Origin of the sequence: Taklimakanibacter lacteus (assembly GCA_003576695.1) — a bacterium.
GTDB lineage: Bacteria > Pseudomonadota > Alphaproteobacteria > Rhizobiales > Aestuariivirgaceae > Taklimakanibacter > Taklimakanibacter lacteus.
In genome coordinates, this window is sequence record QOZQ01000003.1 from 156517 (window position 1) to 173468 (window position 16952).

The following is a 16952-nucleotide window of genomic DNA, read 5'->3' on the forward strand; positions in this document are numbered from 1 at the left end:
GATGGCGGGCAATGAAACCATTCTCTCCGTCGAGAACCTGAAGATACGCTTCCGCACCCTCGACGGCATCGTCGATGCGGTCAAGGGCATCAATATGCATGTCAAGGCCGGCGAGACGGTGGCGGTCGTGGGCGAGTCCGGGTCGGGCAAGAGCCAGACGATGATGGCGGCGATGCGGCTTCTCGCTTCGAACGGCGAGGCTGCCGGCACCATCGATTATCGCGGCGCCAATCTTCTCAACCTGTCGAAGTCCGAGCTCAACGAGATCCGCGGCCGCAAGGTCACCATGATCTTCCAGGAGCCGATGACCTCGCTCGACCCGCTCTACACCATCGGCAACCAGCTGATGGAGCCGATCATGCGCCACCGCAGGATCGGCAGGGAGGCGGCGCGCCAGGAAGCGATCAAGATGCTGAAGCTGGTGCGCATTCCCGAGCCCGAGCGGCGCATGAAGTCCTATCCTTATGAGATGTCGGGCGGTCAGCGCCAGCGCGTCATGATCGCCATGGCGATCGCCAACGACCCCGATCTGCTCATCGCCGATGAGCCGACGACCGCGCTCGACGTCACCATCCAGGCCGAGATCCTCAATCTTATGGCCGATCTGCGCAAGCGGCTCGGCATGAGCATGATCTTCATCACCCATGACCTCAATATCGTGCGGCGCATCGCCGACCGCGTCTATGTGATGAGGCTCGGCGAGGTGGTCGAGGAGGGCGATACCCGCACCATCTTCTCGCAGCCGCAGCATCCCTACACCAAGGCGCTGCTCGCGGCCGAGCCGTCCGGTCACAAGGAGCCGGTGCCGAAATCGGCGCCGACCGTGCTCGCCGGCACCGATATGCGCGTGACCTTCAAGATCGGTGGTGGCTTCCTGGCGGGCGACCCCGTCTATCTGAAGGCCGTCGATCGCGTGTCGGTGACCCTCAAGCGCGGCCAGACCATCGGCATCGTGGGTGAATCGGGGTCCGGCAAGTCGACCCTGGCGCGCGCGCTTCTCAAGTTGCTGCCGAGCGAGGGCGCCATCCAGTTCGACGGACGCAGCATCGAGAAATTCGATCCCGCTCAGATGCGCCCCTTGCGCAAGCAGCTGCAGATCGTGTTCCAGGACCCTTTCGGCTCGCTGAGCCCGCGCCTGACCGCCGGGCAGATCGTGACCGAAGGGCTGCTCGTCCATGATCCCTCGATATCGGGAAAGGAGCGTGACCGGCGCGCCGCCCTGGCCTTTTCGGAAGTGGGGCTCGATCCCGCCAACCGCAACCGCTATCCGCATGAATTCTCGGGCGGCCAGCGCCAGCGCATCGCCATTGCCCGTGCCATCATCCTGAAGCCCAAGGTGGTGGTGCTGGACGAGCCGACCTCGGCGCTCGACCGCCAGGTGCAGAAGCAGATCGTGGAATTGCTGCGCGACCTGCAGAAGGCGAACAACCTGTCCTATCTGTTCATCAGCCATGACCTCGCCGTGGTGCGCGCCATGGCCGATCACATCATGGTCATGAAGGATGGCCGCATGGTGGAGCAGGGAAGCCCCGAGCAGATCTTCGATCATCCGCATGAGGATTATACCAAGCGGCTGATGGCCGCCGCCTTCGTCGATCACGCCGAAGCGAAGGTGTGAAGTGAATCTCCCTCCGCCGCGCGAAGCGCGGGGAGGGTGGACGCCCGCAGGGCGGACGGGTGGGGTCTCAACGCGAGAAATATGCCGATGAGTGGCATGAATTGCTTGCAAGGCCTCCCTGCGTAGAGACCCCACCCGTCGCGCGTTCCGCGCGCCACCCTCCCCGCCTTCGGCGGCGGAGGGAGACATCTGTTCAGCTCTGCTCGTTCACCGGCGGATGGTACTGGTAGAGCCAGGTTTCGGTCAAGATCTCCGCACCGTTCCGGAGGAAGAGACGCAGCTCGACCGGCGCAATGCCAACGGTGGTGAGATCGAACTGAGCGCGCCAGTGGCCCGCTATGCCGTCCGGCACGGCCTCGCTGAAGACATAGGAGAACGAGCCGCGCGATGACCACAGGACCACTTCCGGCTTGACGCCGAAGGGCAGCTTGGTGAGCGGGCCGCCGAGGAATTCGACCATGAACTTGCGGACCCCGCGCGGGCGCGGGTGGCCGGGCTGGCCGCCATTACCGAGGCGCGTCGCCACGCAGCGCGCCATGTTCGTCGGATGCGGCTCATCGGCCAGCCAGTGCAGGCGGTAGCGGAACCGGTAGCTCGATCCCGCTCTGGCCGGCTCCGCCGGCACCCAGGCGGCGACGATATTGTCGTTGATCTCGTCATTGGTCGGAATCTCGACCAGCTGGATCGCGCCCGGGCCCCAGCTGTCCATGGGCTCGACCCACAGGCTGGGCCGGCGGTCATAGAGGACGCCATCCTGATAGTGATCGAAGTTGCGATCGCGCTGCAGCAGGCCGAAGCCGCGCGGATTCATGTCCTGGAAGGAGGAGTCGATGATGCCGGGCGGGTTGTTGAGCGGTCGCCAGATGCGCTCGCCCGTTCCGGTCCACAGCGCGAGGCCGTCGGAGTCATGCACCTCGGGCCGCCAATCGGCCGCTTCGGGCTTGCGCGTCTCGGAGAACCAGAACATCGAGGTCATCGGCGCGATGCCGAGCCGGGCGATGTCCTGGCGCAGGAACAAAGCCTTCTCGATCTCCATGACCACGCCCTTCTGGCGCGTCATGGCAAAGCGATAGGCGCCCGCAAGGCTCGGGCCTTCGAGGAGAGCATAGACGATGACCGTGCTGCTCTCGTCGTTTGGCGTCTCGAAGTAGAAATGGGTGAAGCCCGGAAATTCCTCCGGCCGGTCGGGCAAGGTGACATTGACGGCGATACCGCGGGCCGACAGGCCATACTGGTACAGGTCGCCGATGGCGCGAAAATAGGAGGCACCGAGGAAGGCGACCCAGTCGTTCTTGCGCCAGTCGGGCTTGTCCTGGTCGCCGAGACGGCTCTCCTGGAAGCGGAAGCCGGCGAAGCCCGAATTGCTGGGGAGCTGCTTGGCTGGGCTGTCGGCCGGCATGTAGAAATAGGAAGCGTCATAGGCGATCTCGCGCTCGACCTGGTCGCCGGCGCTGCCGGTCACGACATGCATCTGCACCGGCAGCTGGAAATACTTGCCGAGATGGAAGAAGGTGGCCGGGAACTGTCCCGGTCCGTCGGCGAACAGCGCCCGGCTGATGTCGAACCTGATCTGGCCATGCGCCTGGTAGTCGATGCGCTCGAGGAGATCGCGCGGCGGCGCCGGCGGCGGCTCGTAGGGCCTGCCCGCCAAAGCGCGCGCCTGTTCGACCAGGGCGTCGAAGGAAAAGCGCTTTTCCGGGCCGAGCTTCACGGCGTTCGCGGCAAGGGCGCTTTCGGGAAGGCGCAGGGCGGCGAGAATGGCAGCGGCGCTGCCGGTGGCGAGGAAATCGCGGCGGCCTATCATCAATGAGATTGTCCCTCTTTGTCATTTGCCGCCGCAACAAAAATAGCGTCTGGTGCCGAGCGCGCAAGTTGACAAGGCGTAATGTGGAACTCTGTCTTCCCTTAGGGAGGAATTGCTCAGATATCGAATTCCTCGATATCGGCAAAGGCGCGGCGTAACGCCTTGCCCCATTCGCTCGACAGCTTCTGGAAATAGGGATTGTCGCGCTCGATGCGGCGCACCCGCTCGAGCTTGAGCGTGTCGCGCTGATAGACCAGGAGGTCGATCGGCATGCCGACGCTCAGATTGGACCGGATGGTCGAATCGAAGGAGAGCAGGACGAGCTTGGCGGCCTCGCCGAGGCGCATATCGGGATCGCTGACCCGGTCGAGAATGGGCTTGCCGTATTTATGCTCGCCGATCTGCAGGAAGGACGTATCGGCGGTCGCCTCGATGAAATTGCCGGCCGAATAGATCTGGAACAGCCGCGGCCGCTCCTCGCCGATCTGCCCGGCGAACAGGAAGTTCGCCGAGAATGTGTCCTCCGACTGGAACAGCTGGCCCTCATCGCCGCGCTGCACGTCGCGCACCGAGCGCCCGACGATCTGCGCGGCCTGGAACATCGTCTTGGCGGTGAACAGGTTGTCGGCGGCACCGCGCTTGCGCAGCGACTGCGTGCCCTCGGTGAGGAGGCTCACCACCCCTTGCGTGGTGGCGAGATTGCCGGACGTCGCCAGCGCGAAGACGCGCTTGCCCGGCTGCGACCAGCTATGCAGCTTCTTAAAGGTGGCGATATTGTCGAGCCCGGCATTGGTGCGCGTATCGGCCGCCAGGACGAAGCCGTCCTTCATCAGCAATCCCACGCAGTAGGTCATTCAAGGCTCCAGGCGCTCTTCATTGCTCGGCGGGCTGGACCGTTACGGAAACCGTCATGTTCTCGGTCTCGCCGCCACGTCGGCTGCCGCGTACAGGCACCACCCCTTGCGCGTCAAGACCCGTCGCTACCCGCACATAATCGGCGGTCGGGCACTTGCCGTTCGCCGCGTCGAAGCCGACCCAGCCGAGGTCGGGCACCAACGCCTCCGCCCAGGCATGGCTGGCGGTGGCGGGAACCTCGCCATCGGTGACCAGATAGCCTGTGACATAGCGCGCCGGTATCCCGAGCAGCCGGGCCACCGAGAGAACGGCATGGGCATGGTCCTGGCAAACACCCTTGCCGTCGGCGAGCGCCTCGGCAGCCGTCGTGTGGGCATGGGTGGCGCCGATCTGATAGTCGATGCGGGCCCTGACCTGGCCCATGATCTCATGCAGCATGTCGAGCGGCCTGGGGCACTTTGCCGCCGCCGCCTGCGCCAGCTCGGTGAGCGCCGGGCTCGGCTCGGTTGCCGTCGTCTGCCGCAGGAACACGTTGTCGGGCGCGGGGCAGCGCAGTCCCTTCACGACCCCCGCCGCGTCCTTCGTTTCGACAACGCCATGGGCAAGAACGCTCACATGGTCGTGCGCCCCTTGCGAGGTGATGACATGCGCCTGGTTGCCGAAGCCGTCGACATAGGCGAGCGCCTTGTCGATGCCCGGCGCCTCGATTTTCCACGATATGACCTTCTGGGTCGCGAAATTGGCCGGCGTCAGATAGAGCCGTTGGATCGACGAGCGCACGCTCGTCTCATAGTCATAACGGGTCTCGTGGCGAATCTGGAGATTCATGGGAAGTTGTAGGTCTGGCCGACATCCGCGGCGAGCTGATTGTTGGACAACATGAAGTCCTGCAGGAACTCGTGCAGGCCGCTCTGGAAGATGTCCTCCATATTGCCGAGCTTGAGACGGCCATAGATGTCGACCGCCTCGTCCTGGCAGGCGTAGCGCTGCTTGTAGACCTCGCCCAGGCCGTCGAGCGCGCGGGTAATCCACTGATAGCAGAAGGTGAGCGAGCGCGGCATCTCCTCGCGCAGGATGAGGAACTCGGCGACCAGCCACGGCCTGTAGGTGCTGTCGCGGTAGAACCAGCGATAGGCGCGATGCGCCGAGACCGAGCGCAGCACCGTCGCCCATTGCTGGATGTCGACATCCGAGCCGACATCGCTCGGCTTGGGCAGGAGAATGTAGTATTTGACGTCAAGGATGCGCGCGGTGTTGTCGGCGCGCTCGATGAACGTGCCGAGCTGGCTAAAAAAATAAGTATCGTGCCTGAGCATGGTGCCGAGGAGCGCGCCGCGGAACAGCATGGCGCGCTGCTCGATCCAGTCGAGGAAGCCGGGCAGCCGCTCGCTGGTGATCGATTCGGGCCTGACCAGGACGAATTCGTTCCACGTCCCGTTGAGGACCTCCCACACATCGCGGGTGAGTGCCGTGCGCACGGCACGGCCGTTGTTGCGCGCGGTCTTGAGGCAGGAGCGCACGCTCGAGGGATTGTCGTCGTCGAACAGGAGATGATGGATGATCTCCGTCGTCGTGATGTCCTTGTGCTTGGCGAAATAACTCGCCTCGCAGGCGGCGGTGGTGAGGGTCGAGCGCCACTCGTCGCGATGGCCCTCGATGGCGCGCGGCATCAGCGAGATGCGGTAGCCGACCTCGAGCAGGCGCGCCATGTTCTCGGCCCGCTCGACATAGCGCGACATCCAGAACAACGATGAGGCGGTACGGCCGAGCATCAGTCCTCCAGCACCCAGGTGTCCTTCGTGCCGCCGCCCTGGCTCGAATTGACGACGAGCGAGCCGTTCTTGAGTGCGACACGGGTCAATCCACCGGGCGTGATGCGCACACGGTCGCCGGTCAGCACGAAGGGCCTCAGATCTATATGACGCGGCGCCACGCCGGCTTCGGTGAAGGTCGGCGAAGCCGACAGGGCCAGCGTGGGCTGCGCGATATAGTTCTTGGGATTGGCCTTGAGCCGCGCGCGAAAATCTTCGATTTCCTTCTTCGTCGATGTCGGCCCGACCAGCATGCCATAGCCGCCCGAGCCATGGACCTCCTTGACCACCAGCTCGGCGAGATGCGCGAGCACATAGGCGAGGTCCTTGGGATCGTTGCACCGCCAGGTCGGCACATTGCGGAGCAGGGGCTTCTCACCCGTATAGAATTCGACGACATCGGGAATGTAGGTGTAGATCGCCTTGTCGTCGGCGATGCCGGTGCCCGGCGCATTGACCAGCGTGACGCGCCCGGCGCGATAGAGATCGAAAAGGCCCGGCACGCCGAGCGCGGATTCGGGCCGGAAGGTGAGGGGGTCAAGAAAATCGTCGTCGATGCGGCGATAGACGACATCGACGCGTTTCGGCTCCTGCGTCGTGCGCATGTAGAGATAGCCGTTGTCGACGAAGAGGTCGGAGCCTTCGCAGAGCTCGACACCCATCTCGTCGGCGAGGAAGGCGTGCTCGAAGAACGCCGAATTGTGGATGCCGGGCGTCAAGAGCACGATGGTCGGCTCGCTGCCGGCACCTTGCGGAGCGACGCTTTCCAGCGTCTGACGCAGCATCGCCGGGTAGTTCTCGACCGGCGCCACGCGATGCTGCTTGAACAGGTCGGGGAACAGAAACATCATCGCTTCCCGGTCCTCGAGCATATAGGAGACGCCGGAGGGCGTGCGGCAATTGTCCTCGAGCACATAGAACTCCGTCTCGCTCACCCTGACGATGTCGACGCCGATGATATGGGCATAGACCCCGCGCGGCGGGTTGAGCCCCACCATTTGCGGCACGAAGGCGGAATTCTGCAGAATGAGGTCCTTGGGGATGCGCCCGGCGCGCAGGATCTCCTGGCGATGATAGATATCATGCAGGAAGGCATTGAGCGCCCGGACCCGCTGCTCGATGCCGATGGTGAGCCGCCGCCACTCCGAGGCCGCGAAGACGCGCGGGATGATGTCGAAGGGGATCAGCCTTTCGGAGGCTTCCTCGGCGCCATAGACGGCGAAAGTGATGCCGAGCCGGCGGAAGATGCTTTCCGCCTCCTTCAGCGCGCGCTCGACATTGTCCTTGCCGAGCGAGCCCACCCAGCCATGGATCTGCGCATAGGGGCCGCGGACGGAACCGTCCGGATTCAACATTTCGTTGAAAATGCTCCCCATATGTCTCCTTATTGTTGCGCTGCAATATTGGGGTGAAATCTCGCTCCATGCAAACAGATTCATGGGGATTTGCTCTTGCCGCGACCTTTATGGCATAGTCGGGTCATGTGTTTTCGCATCACAGCCTCCGGTGGTTGCCTCAGGGCGGGGTCGCGCACCCTCAAGCAGGAGGTCATGCTGCATTGCGCCCGCATCGGGTATAAGCCGTAAGACCCGTCATTTCCGTCGCTATTGCTTCCGGCCTCTTGGCCGCTTTCCCGCAATCTGGAGATGACTGATGACCGTCCACAGCAAGAACCTGAATATCGCCGAGCTCGTAGCCCGGGACACCGCGCACCACTTCCATCCCTTCACCGACCACAAGGCCTTCCATGCCGAAGGCGGCGCCAGGGTGATGACCCAGGCCGATGGCGTGTGGATCTGGGATGCCAAGGGCAACAAGCTGCTCGACGGCATGGCGGGCCTGTGGTGCGTGAATGTCGGTTACGGCCGCAAGGAGCTGGCCGAGGCCGCCTATCGCCAGATGCTCGATCTTCCCTATTACAACACTTTCTTCAAGACGACGACGGTGCCGACCACCGAGCTCGCCGCCAAGATCTCGAGCCACATGCCCGAGCGCTTCAAGCATATCTTCTTCGTGAATTCGGGCTCGGAGGCGAACGACACGATCGTGCGCTTCGTGCGCCACTACTGGAAGCTGATGGGCAAGCCTTATCGTACCCAGTTCATCGGCAGGCGGCGCGGCTATCACGGCTCCACCATGATCGCTGCGAGCCTCGGTGGCATGGAGGGCATGCACGGGCAGGGCGGCCTGCCGCTGCCGGGCTTCCACCATGTCCAGCAGCCTTACTGGTATGATTTCGGCCGCGATCTGACGCCTGAGCAATTCGGCCTCGAGGCCGCCGCCGATCTCGAGAAGAAAATCCTGGAGCTCGGGCCTGAGAATGTCGCAGCCTTCATCGGCGAGCCGATCCAGGGTGCCGCCGGCGTCCTGATCCCGCCCAAGACCTACTGGCCGGAAGTGCAGAAGATCTGCCGCAAATATGGCGTTCTCCTCATCGCCGACGAGGTCATTTGCGGCTTTGGCCGCACCGGCCACTGGTGGGGCTTCGAGGCCATGGGTTTCGAGCCCGATATCGTGCCGATGGCCAAGGGATTGTCCTCCGGCTATCTGCCGATCGGCGCCGTGGCTTTCTCCGACCGCCTGATGAAGGATTTCTTCGAGAAGGGCGAGGAATTCTACCACGGCATGACCTATGCCGGCCATCCCGCCGCCTGTGCCGTGGCGCTGCGCAATATCGAGATCATCGAGCAGGAGAAGCTGGTCGAGCGCGCCCGCGAGCTGGGCGGCTACTTCGCTCAAGGCCTGGCTAGCCTGCGCGACCATCCCATTGTCGGCGAGACCCGCTCGCTCGGCCTGATCGGCGCCATCGAGATCGCGCGCGACAAGAAGACCAGGCAGCGCTTCGAGAAGCCCGGCCGGGTAGGCACCCTGTGCCGCGACCACTCCTTCACGGGCGGGCTGATCATGCGCGCCTGCTGGGATACGATGGTTCTGTCGCCGCCTCTGGTGATCTCGAAGAAGGAGATCGACGAGATGATCCGCCTCGCCAGGGCCGCTCTCGACAAGACCTATGCCGATGTCAAATCGGAAATGGTCTAGAATTAATGTTGAACGGCGCTGGCCCGAGGCATAGGCTTGGGCCAGCTGATCATCCAACCGGCCAGGAAGGCCGGAACCACAACAAGGGAGCTATAAGGGAGCTATCATGACAGGCTATACACCGAAATTCTCGCGAAAGCGCCGTTCGATACTGCAGGGGCTGGGTGCTCTTGGCTTGGGGCTGACATTCCTGCCGCGTAACTCGCTGTCGGAAGAAGAGAAGAAGCTCAATTTCTACAACTGGGACACCTATATCGGCGAGACGACTCTCGCCGACTTCGAGAAGGCGACCGGCATCGAGGTGAAGATGGATCTCTTCGCCGATAATGACGAGCTGTTCGCCAAGCTTAAGGCCGGCAATCCGGGCTATGACGTCATCTGTCCGACCAACGACAATCTCGAGCGCATGATCAAGGCCAATATGGTGACGCCGCTTGACCATGCAAAGCTTCCCAACTTCAAGAATCTCGATCCGGTCTTCCAGGACGCCGCTTTCGATCCGGGCCGCAAGCACTCCGTTCCTTATCTGTGGGGCACAGTCGGCGTCGGCTTCCGCAAGAGCAAGGTCGAGGGCACGGTGGACAGCTGGAAGGTGTTGTTCGAGGACGACAAATATGCCGGCCGCATCGCGCTTCTCGGCGACGCGAAGGTCGTCATCGGCTCGGCGCTCAAATATCTCGGCCAGTCGCTCAACTCGACCGACCCGGCAATGCTCAAGAAAGTGGAGGAGCTGCTGATCGCCGGCAAGAAGAACGTGAAGGTCTATGCCGACGACAACGGGCAGGACCTGCTCGCGTCGGGCGACGTCGATCTCACCATGGAGTATAATGGCGACATCCTTCAGGTCATGGCGGAGGATGACGACATTTCCTATGTCGTCCCGACCGAAGGGGCGGAGATGTGGCAGGACTGCCTGGCCATTCCGACCGGCGCGCCGCGACCCGAGAACGCCCATGCCTTCATCAACTTCATCATGGATCCTGAGGTCGAGGCGGGGATTGCCAAGACGGTGCAATATGGCACCCCCAATGCCGAGGCCAAGAAGCTGATGGACAAGGCCTATCTCGAGAATCCGGCGATCTTCCCGCCGGCCGAGGTGGTGGCCAAATGCGAGCCCGCCCTCTATCTGGGCGAGGACGTCACGAAAATGCGCGACGAAACCTGGACCCGCGTCCAGGCCGCGTGATCGGCACTGTTCCAACGGGACCGGAGATGGCAGGTTGCCGTCTCCGGTTCTTTTGTTCTAGCATTGGCGTAACGACAACAGGGGTGGAGTCGCTCAATCGTGGACAGTTGGAGGGGTAATCTCCGGGTTTTCTGGACTCTCTTCACGCCCGGCACCTTCTGGCTCCTGGTGTTCTTCCTCATCCCGCTCGCCGGGCTGTTCCAGGATTCCTTCAGCGACAAGATCTCGATCACCGAGACGGCGTTCACCGGCACATTCGCCAACTACGTCCGGGCCTTCGATACCGTCTATCTGACCATCATCTGGAAGTCGATCTGGATCAGCGCGGTGGCGACCGCCTTCTGCCTGCTGCTCGCCTATCCGATCGCCTTCGGCATCTGCTTCGCGCCCGCCCGCTGGAAGCCTTTGCTGCTGTTGCTGGTGATCCTGCCTTTCTGGATCAATCTCCTCATCCGCACCTATGCGTTGATCGCGGTTTTCCGCAGCCAGGGCTATCTCAATCTCGTGCTGGGCTGGATCGGTCTGGGGCCCTTCGAGATGCTCTATAACAACGGCGCGGTCATCATGGGGCTGGTCTATGTCTATATGCCCTTCATGGTCCTGCCGCTCTATGCCACGATCGAGCGGCTCGACCGCTCCTTCCTCGAGGCCAGTCTCGATCTCGGCGGCTCGCAGGTCCAGACCTTCTTCAAGGTGACGCTGCCCCTGACCATGCCCGGCATCATCACCGGCATCATCCTCGTCTTCATTCCCTGCCTCGGCTCCTTCCTCACCCCCGACATGCTGGGGGGCGCCAATGCCATCATGATCGGCAATGTCATCGAGCGGCAGTTCAAGGCGGCGAATGACTATCCCTTCGGATCGGCACTCTCCTTCCTCCTGATGTATGTGACTTTCGGCGCGCTGGCTCTCAGGGCCTACTTCGCGTCGCGCAGCAAGGGAGTGGATGTCTGATGGCTCAGACCCTCAAGCCCGGCTCGGGTCCTCTCGACTACGGCAGCCGGACGTGGCTCAAGCTCCTGTTTGCGGCGATCTTTGTCGCTCTCTATGCGCCGATCTTCACGCTGATCGCCTTTTCCTTCAACACCGACAAGCGCGGCGTCATCTGGCGCGGCTTCACCCTGGACAACTATGTGAAGGCCTGGAACAACGATGCCCTCCAGGAGGCCTTGCTCAACTCGCTCGCCATCGCCTTCATCGCCACCATCATCGCGACCATCATCGGCGCCATGGTGGCGCTGCTCCTGTGGCGCTTCCGCTTCCCCATGAAGGCCGCCTATGAGGGCGTGATGGCGCTGCCCATCGTGATCCCCGAGATCTGCATGGGCGTGTCGCTGCTCCTGTTCTTCATCAACACCGGCATGATGGAATGGTCGGTCGGGATGCCCTGGCCGCTGAACCTTTCCAACATCGTCATCGCCCATGTTGCCTTCTGCTTTCCCTTCGTCGCGGTGGTGGTGCGCTCGCGGCTTATCGGCTTCAACCGGCAGCTCGAAGAGGCTTCCAAGGATCTGGGCGCCAGCGAGTGGCAGACTTTCTGGAATGTCATCGTGCCGTTCATGATGCCGGGGCTTGTCGCCGGGGCGCTGCTTGCTTTCACCCTGTCGCTCGATGACTTCGTCATCACCTTTTTCACGTCAGGCCCCGAGACCGTGACCTTCCCGGTCAAGGTCTATTCGCTGGTGCGGCGCGGCGTGTCTCCGGAAATCAACGCGGCCTCCACCGTGCTCATCGTCATCACGGTCGTCGCCACCGTCATCGCAATGAAACTTCAGGCGCCCACCAAGACGGGCGAGGGTTAGGACCATGGCCGAAGCAATCGTATCCCTGCGCAACGTGACCAAGACATTTCCGGGCGGCGTCAAGGCCGTGGACGATGTCTCCTTCGACATCGCCCAGAACGAGTTCTTCGCGCTGCTGGGGCCCTCGGGCTGCGGCAAGACCACGCTCCTGCGCATGATCTCCGGCCTGGAGACGCCGACTTCGGGCCAGATCGTCATTGGCGGCGAGGACATGGCGCTCACCCCGCCCAACAAGCGCCCGACCAACATGGTGTTCCAGTCCTATGCCGTCTTCCCGCATATGACGGTCGCCGACAATGTCGCTTATGGTCTGAAGGTGACGGGCGTTCCGGCCGAAGAGACCAAGCGCCGCGTCGGCGAGGCCCTCGAGATGGTCAAGCTCACGCATCTTGCCGCGCGCAAGCCCGACCAGATGTCGGGCGGCCAGCGCCAGCGCGTGGCGCTCGCCCGCGCTCTGGTGAAGCGTCCGAAGGTGCTGCTGCTCGACGAGCCGCTCTCGGCACTCGATGCCAAATTGCGCGACGAAATGCGCCTCGAGCTGACGCGGCTGCAGGAGAATGTCGGCATCACCTTCATCATCGTGACGCATGACCAGGATGAAGCGCTGTCGATGGCGAGCCGCATCGCGGTCATGGACAAGGGGGCGGTGCAGCAGATCGCCACCCCCTCGGAGCTCTATGAGCAGCCGACCAGCCGCTTCATTGCCGATTTCATCGGCAAGGTGAACCTGATCAATGCCAAGGTCGTCTCGTCGACGGCGAAGAAGATCGTCTGCGATGCCAAGGGCCTGGGCAAGATCGAGCTGCCGCATACGGGTAGTCCAACAGGCGACATCGCCATCGCAATCAGGCCCGAAAAGCTCAAGATAGCCGGCAGCCCGCCTAAGGCAGCCAAGACGATTGCGGCCGAGGGCAAGGTGCGCGACGTTGCCTATTACGGCGACACCAGCCATGTCGTGGTGCGCTGCAAGGACGATCTCGAGCTCGCGGTCAATGTGCAGAACGACAAGCGCGCCGGCGGATCGGGCGTCGAGCGTGGCCAGAAGGTATGGATCCACTGGGCACCCGAAGACACGCTGGTTTTGACGGAGTAGACCTTGACCCTGGAAATCGCCAAGCTGACCTCGACACCGGGGGACAGCGCCTTTCGCCGGAAAAATCTCAAGGGCACCGAACTCGAGGCGACCTATGCCGGCGCCTTGTCCTATATGCGCCGCAAATACACGCGCGACCTTGCCGGCGTCGACATCGCCGTCACCGGCATCCCCTTCGACCAGGCGGTGAGCAACCGGCCCGGCACCCGCTTCGGCCCCGAGGCGATCCGCAAGGCCTCCGTCGAGCACGCCTGGGGGCCGTACTGGCCGTGGATGTTCGATCCTTTCGACACGCTGGCCGTCGTCGACTATGGCGACTGCTTCTTCGACTGGGGCCGCAAGGACCTGGCGCCCGAGGCGATCACCAATCACGCGCTGTCGGTGCTCGAGAAGGGCGCCGAGCTCGTTTCACTGGGCGGCGACCATTTCGTCTCCTACCCCTTGCTCAGGGCGCATGCCAAGCTGCATGGCCCGCTGGCGCTCGTCCATTTCGATGCCCATCGCGATGTCGAGCCCGATGACGGCGACCGTGTCGATCACGGCACCATGTTCAACTATGCGGTGCGCGACGGGCTCATCGACCCGAAGCATTCGATCCAGGTCGGCATCCGCACCACCTTCCATGGCGAGCGGACCTTCGGCTTCAAGATCCTCTATTCCGACCAGGTGCATGAGATGACGCCGGCCGAGGTGGCGAAGGAGATCGCGGGCACGGTCGGCGGCAGAAAAGCCTATCTCACCTTCGATATCGACTGCCTGGATCCGGCTTTCGCGCCGGGCACCGGCACGCCGGTTCCGGGTGGTCTCTCCTCGCATCAGGCCCTGTCGATCATCCGCAAGCTCACCGACGTGAAGTTTGTCGGCATGGACCTGGTCGAGGTCTCGCCGCCCTATGATCATGCCGAGATCACGGCACTCGCCGGCGCAACGATCGTTCTCGACTATCTGTGCCTCAGGGCCTGGCAGAAGGGCGCCCGCGGCGCACCGCTACCGGATTAGTCATTCTCCCATCTTTCATCTTGCGAGGAAGGCAGTGGATATAGGCATAACGGATCGGAAGAGCGCTTCCATCCAGCCTGCACCTCCGCTTTCGGTCCCAACCTGGGCCATGTGGAAGATCATCGCGATATCGAGCTTCTCTCCCTTGCTGCTGGTGCAACTTGTCATGATAGCTCTGGCGGCGGTCAGGCGACGGTCCCGCTCATGACGCCCATCCTCATCCCGTGGCTCGAGCTTGCCCTCTGTGCCGGACTGATCGGACTTGCCGGCCCCTTGTTGGTCCGTTACGGCGACGTGATCGCCCGCCTGACCGGTCTCACCCGCTCCTGGATTGGACTCGTCCTGTTGGCCACCGCGACCTCTCTGCCCGAACTGTTCACCGGCATCAGTTCGGTTGCCGTTGCCGCCGTGCCGAATATTGCCGTAGGTGATGCGTTGGGCAGTTGCGTGTTCAATCTTGCAATGATCGTGTTACTGGACGAGATGAGTCGCGATGAGCCGATGTACCGGCGGATCGACCAGGGCCACATCCTGACCGCGGGCTTCGGCATCGTTCTGATTGGTGCAGTCGGTGCAATGATCCTATTGAGCCGCGACGGACTGAACGTCCAGATCCTGCACATCAGCATCTACACCCCTTTGATCGTCGTATTGTACTTCGTCGCCATGCGTGCCGCCTTCACGTATGAAAGGCGTGCAGTGGCGCCGCCGCCGAAGATTGAGAGGGACGATGTGTCCCTTCGCAGGGCGGTATGGTGCTACACTGCCGCGGCGATGGTTGTGGTTGCCGCCGGCACATGGTTGCCCTTCATTGGCAGCGACATCGCTGCGATCATGGGCTGGAGGACGACCTTCGTCGGTACGCTGCTGATAGCCGCAGCCACTTCCATTCCCGAGCTCGTGGTTACGATCAGTGCATTGCGGCTAAAGGCTGCCGACATGGCGATCGCCAATCTGTTGGGCAGCAACCTGTTCGATATGCTCGTGCTGGCTGTGGACGATGTCGCCTACATCAAAGGCCCGCTCCTATCGAGCGTGTCCCCCGCGCATGCGATCACGGCATTCGCGGCAGTGATCATGTCCGGCATCTTCATTGTGGCGATGCTTTACAAGCCGGAAACCCGAATCCGTGGTACGATCGGTTGGGTGAGCCTCGGCATTCTGATGGTCTATTTCTTTAGCGCCTATGCCGTCTATCTGATGGGCAGCTGACGTCCAAAGCTCAGCAGGCGGCTCGCGCCCTCTTGACCGGTCTCTTGAAACTGGGCGTGGGTGCCGCGACAAAGGTCAGTGGTAGAAAAACAGCACGCAGGGAGGGGTGTTGACCAGGGAGCTCGTGGTCGATCCGAAGAAGATTTCATGCAGTCCCCTATGGCCGTAAGCGCCCATGACCAAGAGTCCGACCTTCCGGTCGGCGACTTCTATTCTCAGCACCTCCGCTGGGTGGACTCGCGAGGTAATCGGATTTTCCGTGACCTTGTACCCGTGGCCGCGCAGATAGGCCGCCGCACCGACAGTGCGACGTGTGGCGGTTTCCTGGTCCGCATCGATCGACGTCACGCATATGGGCCCGTCCTGTCCGATGCCGCCCAATGCGAACATCTGCACAGCCCTCATTGCCGATGGACTGCCGTCATACGCAATGAGGATTTCGTTGCCTGCTGGCATTTCATCAGGGCAGACGATGACCGGCCTTGGACATGCAATCAACAGCTTGCCGAGTAATTGGGCCACCGGCTGGCGTGCTTCGCCACAGAAGCCGGTGTCGTGACCGGCAACGATCAGATCGCGCGTCTCTGCTGCAAGCTGCACAGTATCGACGGGATCACCTTCGAATGAAAGCCAGTTGAAGAGGATGTGGTTCTCGCGACATTCGGCTTGGAATACGTCGTGCATCCGTTGGCGGATACCCGCGGCCTGTTTCCTCAATGTGTTTCCGAGGTCTATCCTATATGCCGACGTTCCAGCCCTGCCGAGCATTCGGTCTTCAATATGAGAAAAGTCAATCCCTGCCAGGCCGGCGATGTCGGCCTCAGCCTTCTTTGCATGGGAAATTGCGTATCTTCGCGCGACGGCGGAGGAGGCCGTATCGGCAACGAGCACGAGAGCATTTTTCAGCATGCTTCAACTCTTGGTCATTTTTCAACGGGCGCAGAATCGCAAGAAAATGGGCAGTCAATGTTGATATAGATCAAGCCTGACCTGAGGATTACGCTGGAGAACTCAAGCCCGTGGACGGAGCGCCACCTTCGCTTTTCCTTTCGCTTCCTGAGCAATGCGGGCTTTGTGCTTTCCGGCCCTTTGCTCAATCCGGAAAGCCGGGACTGGGAGTGCTGTCGCGACGATAGCCCGCGCCGACGGTCAGGTTAGGGATGCCGCCGCGATCTTGCGAAACCGTATAAGCGACAAGAGGAAGAAGAGCGCCCCGGCGACAGCGACGGCCAGGAACTGCGGCCAGACCACGTCGATCCCGGCCCCCCGATACAGGATCGCCTGGGCGAAGCTCACGAAGTGGGTTGAGGGGGAGAGGCGCATCACGGCCTCCAGAAGAGGTGGCATGCTGTCGAGCGGCGTGTTGCCGCCCGAGAGAATGTTCATCGGGAGAGCGACGAGCAGGAAGAGGAGCCCGAGCTGCGGCATCGATCGAGCGACCGTACCCAGGAAGATTCCGATTGCGGTTCCGAAGAACAGATACAGCATGACGCCTGCCATGAAGAGCGCGGAACCGGTTGCGCCCCGAGGGCG

Annotated in this window: 14 protein-coding genes and 1 pseudogene; 8 read left to right on the top strand and 7 right to left on the bottom strand. The window is 62.4% G+C overall.

Going from position 1 to position 16952, the window contains the following annotated elements; all coding sequences use genetic code 11:
- Position 1: 1 nt before the first annotated feature.
- A complete protein-coding gene (locus DT068_RS06385) occupies positions 2 to 1618 on the top strand; it encodes an ABC transporter ATP-binding protein (RefSeq protein ID WP_119388971.1) in 1617 nt (538 codons plus the stop codon).
- A gap of 193 nt (positions 1619 to 1811) precedes the next feature.
- On the opposite strand, the gene DT068_RS06390 is transcribed toward DT068_RS06385, so the two are convergent.
- From DT068_RS06390 to DT068_RS06410, 5 genes are all read right to left on the bottom strand, one after another.
- Positions 1812 to 3422, bottom strand: coding sequence for an OpgD/OpgG family glucan biosynthesis protein (locus tag DT068_RS06390; protein WP_119388972.1), 1611 nt, complete (start codon positions 3420 to 3422; stop codon positions 1812 to 1814).
- 116 nt (positions 3423 to 3538) lie between these two features.
- A complete protein-coding gene (locus DT068_RS06395; protein WP_119388973.1) occupies positions 3539 to 4276 on the bottom strand; it encodes a proteasome-type protease in 738 nt (245 codons plus the stop codon).
- Positions 4277 to 4295: 19 nt separating this feature from the next.
- Positions 4296 to 5105: a transglutaminase family protein gene (locus DT068_RS06400; RefSeq protein WP_119388974.1), complete on the bottom strand. Its 810-nt coding sequence runs from the start codon at positions 5103 to 5105 to the stop codon at positions 4296 to 4298.
- Positions 5102 to 6049, bottom strand: coding sequence for an alpha-E domain-containing protein (locus DT068_RS06405; protein WP_119388975.1), 948 nt, complete (start codon positions 6047 to 6049; stop codon positions 5102 to 5104). Before DT068_RS06405 ends, DT068_RS06400 begins: the two co-directional genes overlap by 4 nt.
- On the bottom strand, positions 6049 to 7443 hold the full coding sequence (locus DT068_RS06410) for a circularly permuted type 2 ATP-grasp protein (protein WP_368904479.1): 1395 nt from the start codon (positions 7441 to 7443) through the stop codon (positions 6049 to 6051). Before DT068_RS06410 ends, DT068_RS06405 begins: the two co-directional genes overlap by 1 nt.
- Positions 7444 to 7741: 298 nt before the next feature.
- Between DT068_RS06410 and DT068_RS06415 the strand changes: the two genes are divergently transcribed.
- The 7 genes from DT068_RS06415 (at position 7742) to DT068_RS06445 (ending at position 15419) form a co-directional block, all read left to right on the top strand.
- Positions 7742 to 9127 (top strand): aspartate aminotransferase family protein, encoded by a 1386-nt coding sequence (locus DT068_RS06415; protein ID WP_119388977.1) that lies wholly within the window; start codon positions 7742 to 7744, stop codon positions 9125 to 9127.
- A gap of 106 nt (positions 9128 to 9233) precedes the next feature.
- The gene (locus DT068_RS06420; protein ID WP_119388978.1) at positions 9234 to 10313 is read left to right on the top strand and encodes an ABC transporter substrate-binding protein; all 1080 of its coding nucleotides are present in this window, start codon (positions 9234 to 9236) and stop codon (positions 10311 to 10313) included.
- A gap of 99 nt (positions 10314 to 10412) precedes the next feature.
- The gene (locus tag DT068_RS06425) at positions 10413 to 11267 is read left to right on the top strand and encodes an ABC transporter permease (protein ID WP_119388979.1); all 855 of its coding nucleotides are present in this window, start codon (positions 10413 to 10415) and stop codon (positions 11265 to 11267) included.
- Complete coding sequence (locus tag DT068_RS06430) at positions 11267 to 12115, top strand: ABC transporter permease (protein WP_119388980.1); 849 nt, start codon at positions 11267 to 11269, stop codon at positions 12113 to 12115. Before DT068_RS06425 ends, DT068_RS06430 begins: the two co-directional genes overlap by 1 nt.
- Before the next feature lie 4 nt (positions 12116 to 12119).
- The gene (locus DT068_RS06435; RefSeq protein WP_119388981.1) at positions 12120 to 13208 is read left to right on the top strand and encodes an ABC transporter ATP-binding protein; all 1089 of its coding nucleotides are present in this window, start codon (positions 12120 to 12122) and stop codon (positions 13206 to 13208) included.
- A 3-nt stretch (positions 13209 to 13211) separates the two neighbouring features.
- Positions 13212 to 14207 carry an agmatinase gene (speB, locus tag DT068_RS06440; protein WP_368904480.1) on the top strand — a complete coding sequence of 332 codons (996 nt, stop codon included), beginning with the start codon at positions 13212 to 13214 and terminating at the stop codon, positions 14205 to 14207.
- A 204-nt stretch (positions 14208 to 14411) separates the two neighbouring features.
- Positions 14412 to 15419 carry a sodium:calcium antiporter gene (locus tag DT068_RS06445; protein WP_119388982.1) on the top strand — a complete coding sequence of 336 codons (1008 nt, stop codon included), beginning with the start codon at positions 14412 to 14414 and terminating at the stop codon, positions 15417 to 15419.
- Between the two features lie 75 nt (positions 15420 to 15494).
- On the opposite strand, the gene DT068_RS06450 is transcribed toward DT068_RS06445, so the two are convergent.
- Both DT068_RS06450 and DT068_RS06455 read right to left on the bottom strand, forming a co-directional pair.
- Complete coding sequence (locus DT068_RS06450) at positions 15495 to 16328, bottom strand: universal stress protein (protein WP_119388983.1); 834 nt, start codon at positions 16326 to 16328, stop codon at positions 15495 to 15497.
- Positions 16329 to 16568: 240 nt separating this feature from the next.
- Positions 16569 to 16925 (bottom strand): annotated as a pseudogene (locus DT068_RS06455) (ABC transporter permease); the annotation flags it as partial.
- Positions 16926 to 16952: the final 27 nt, after the last annotated feature.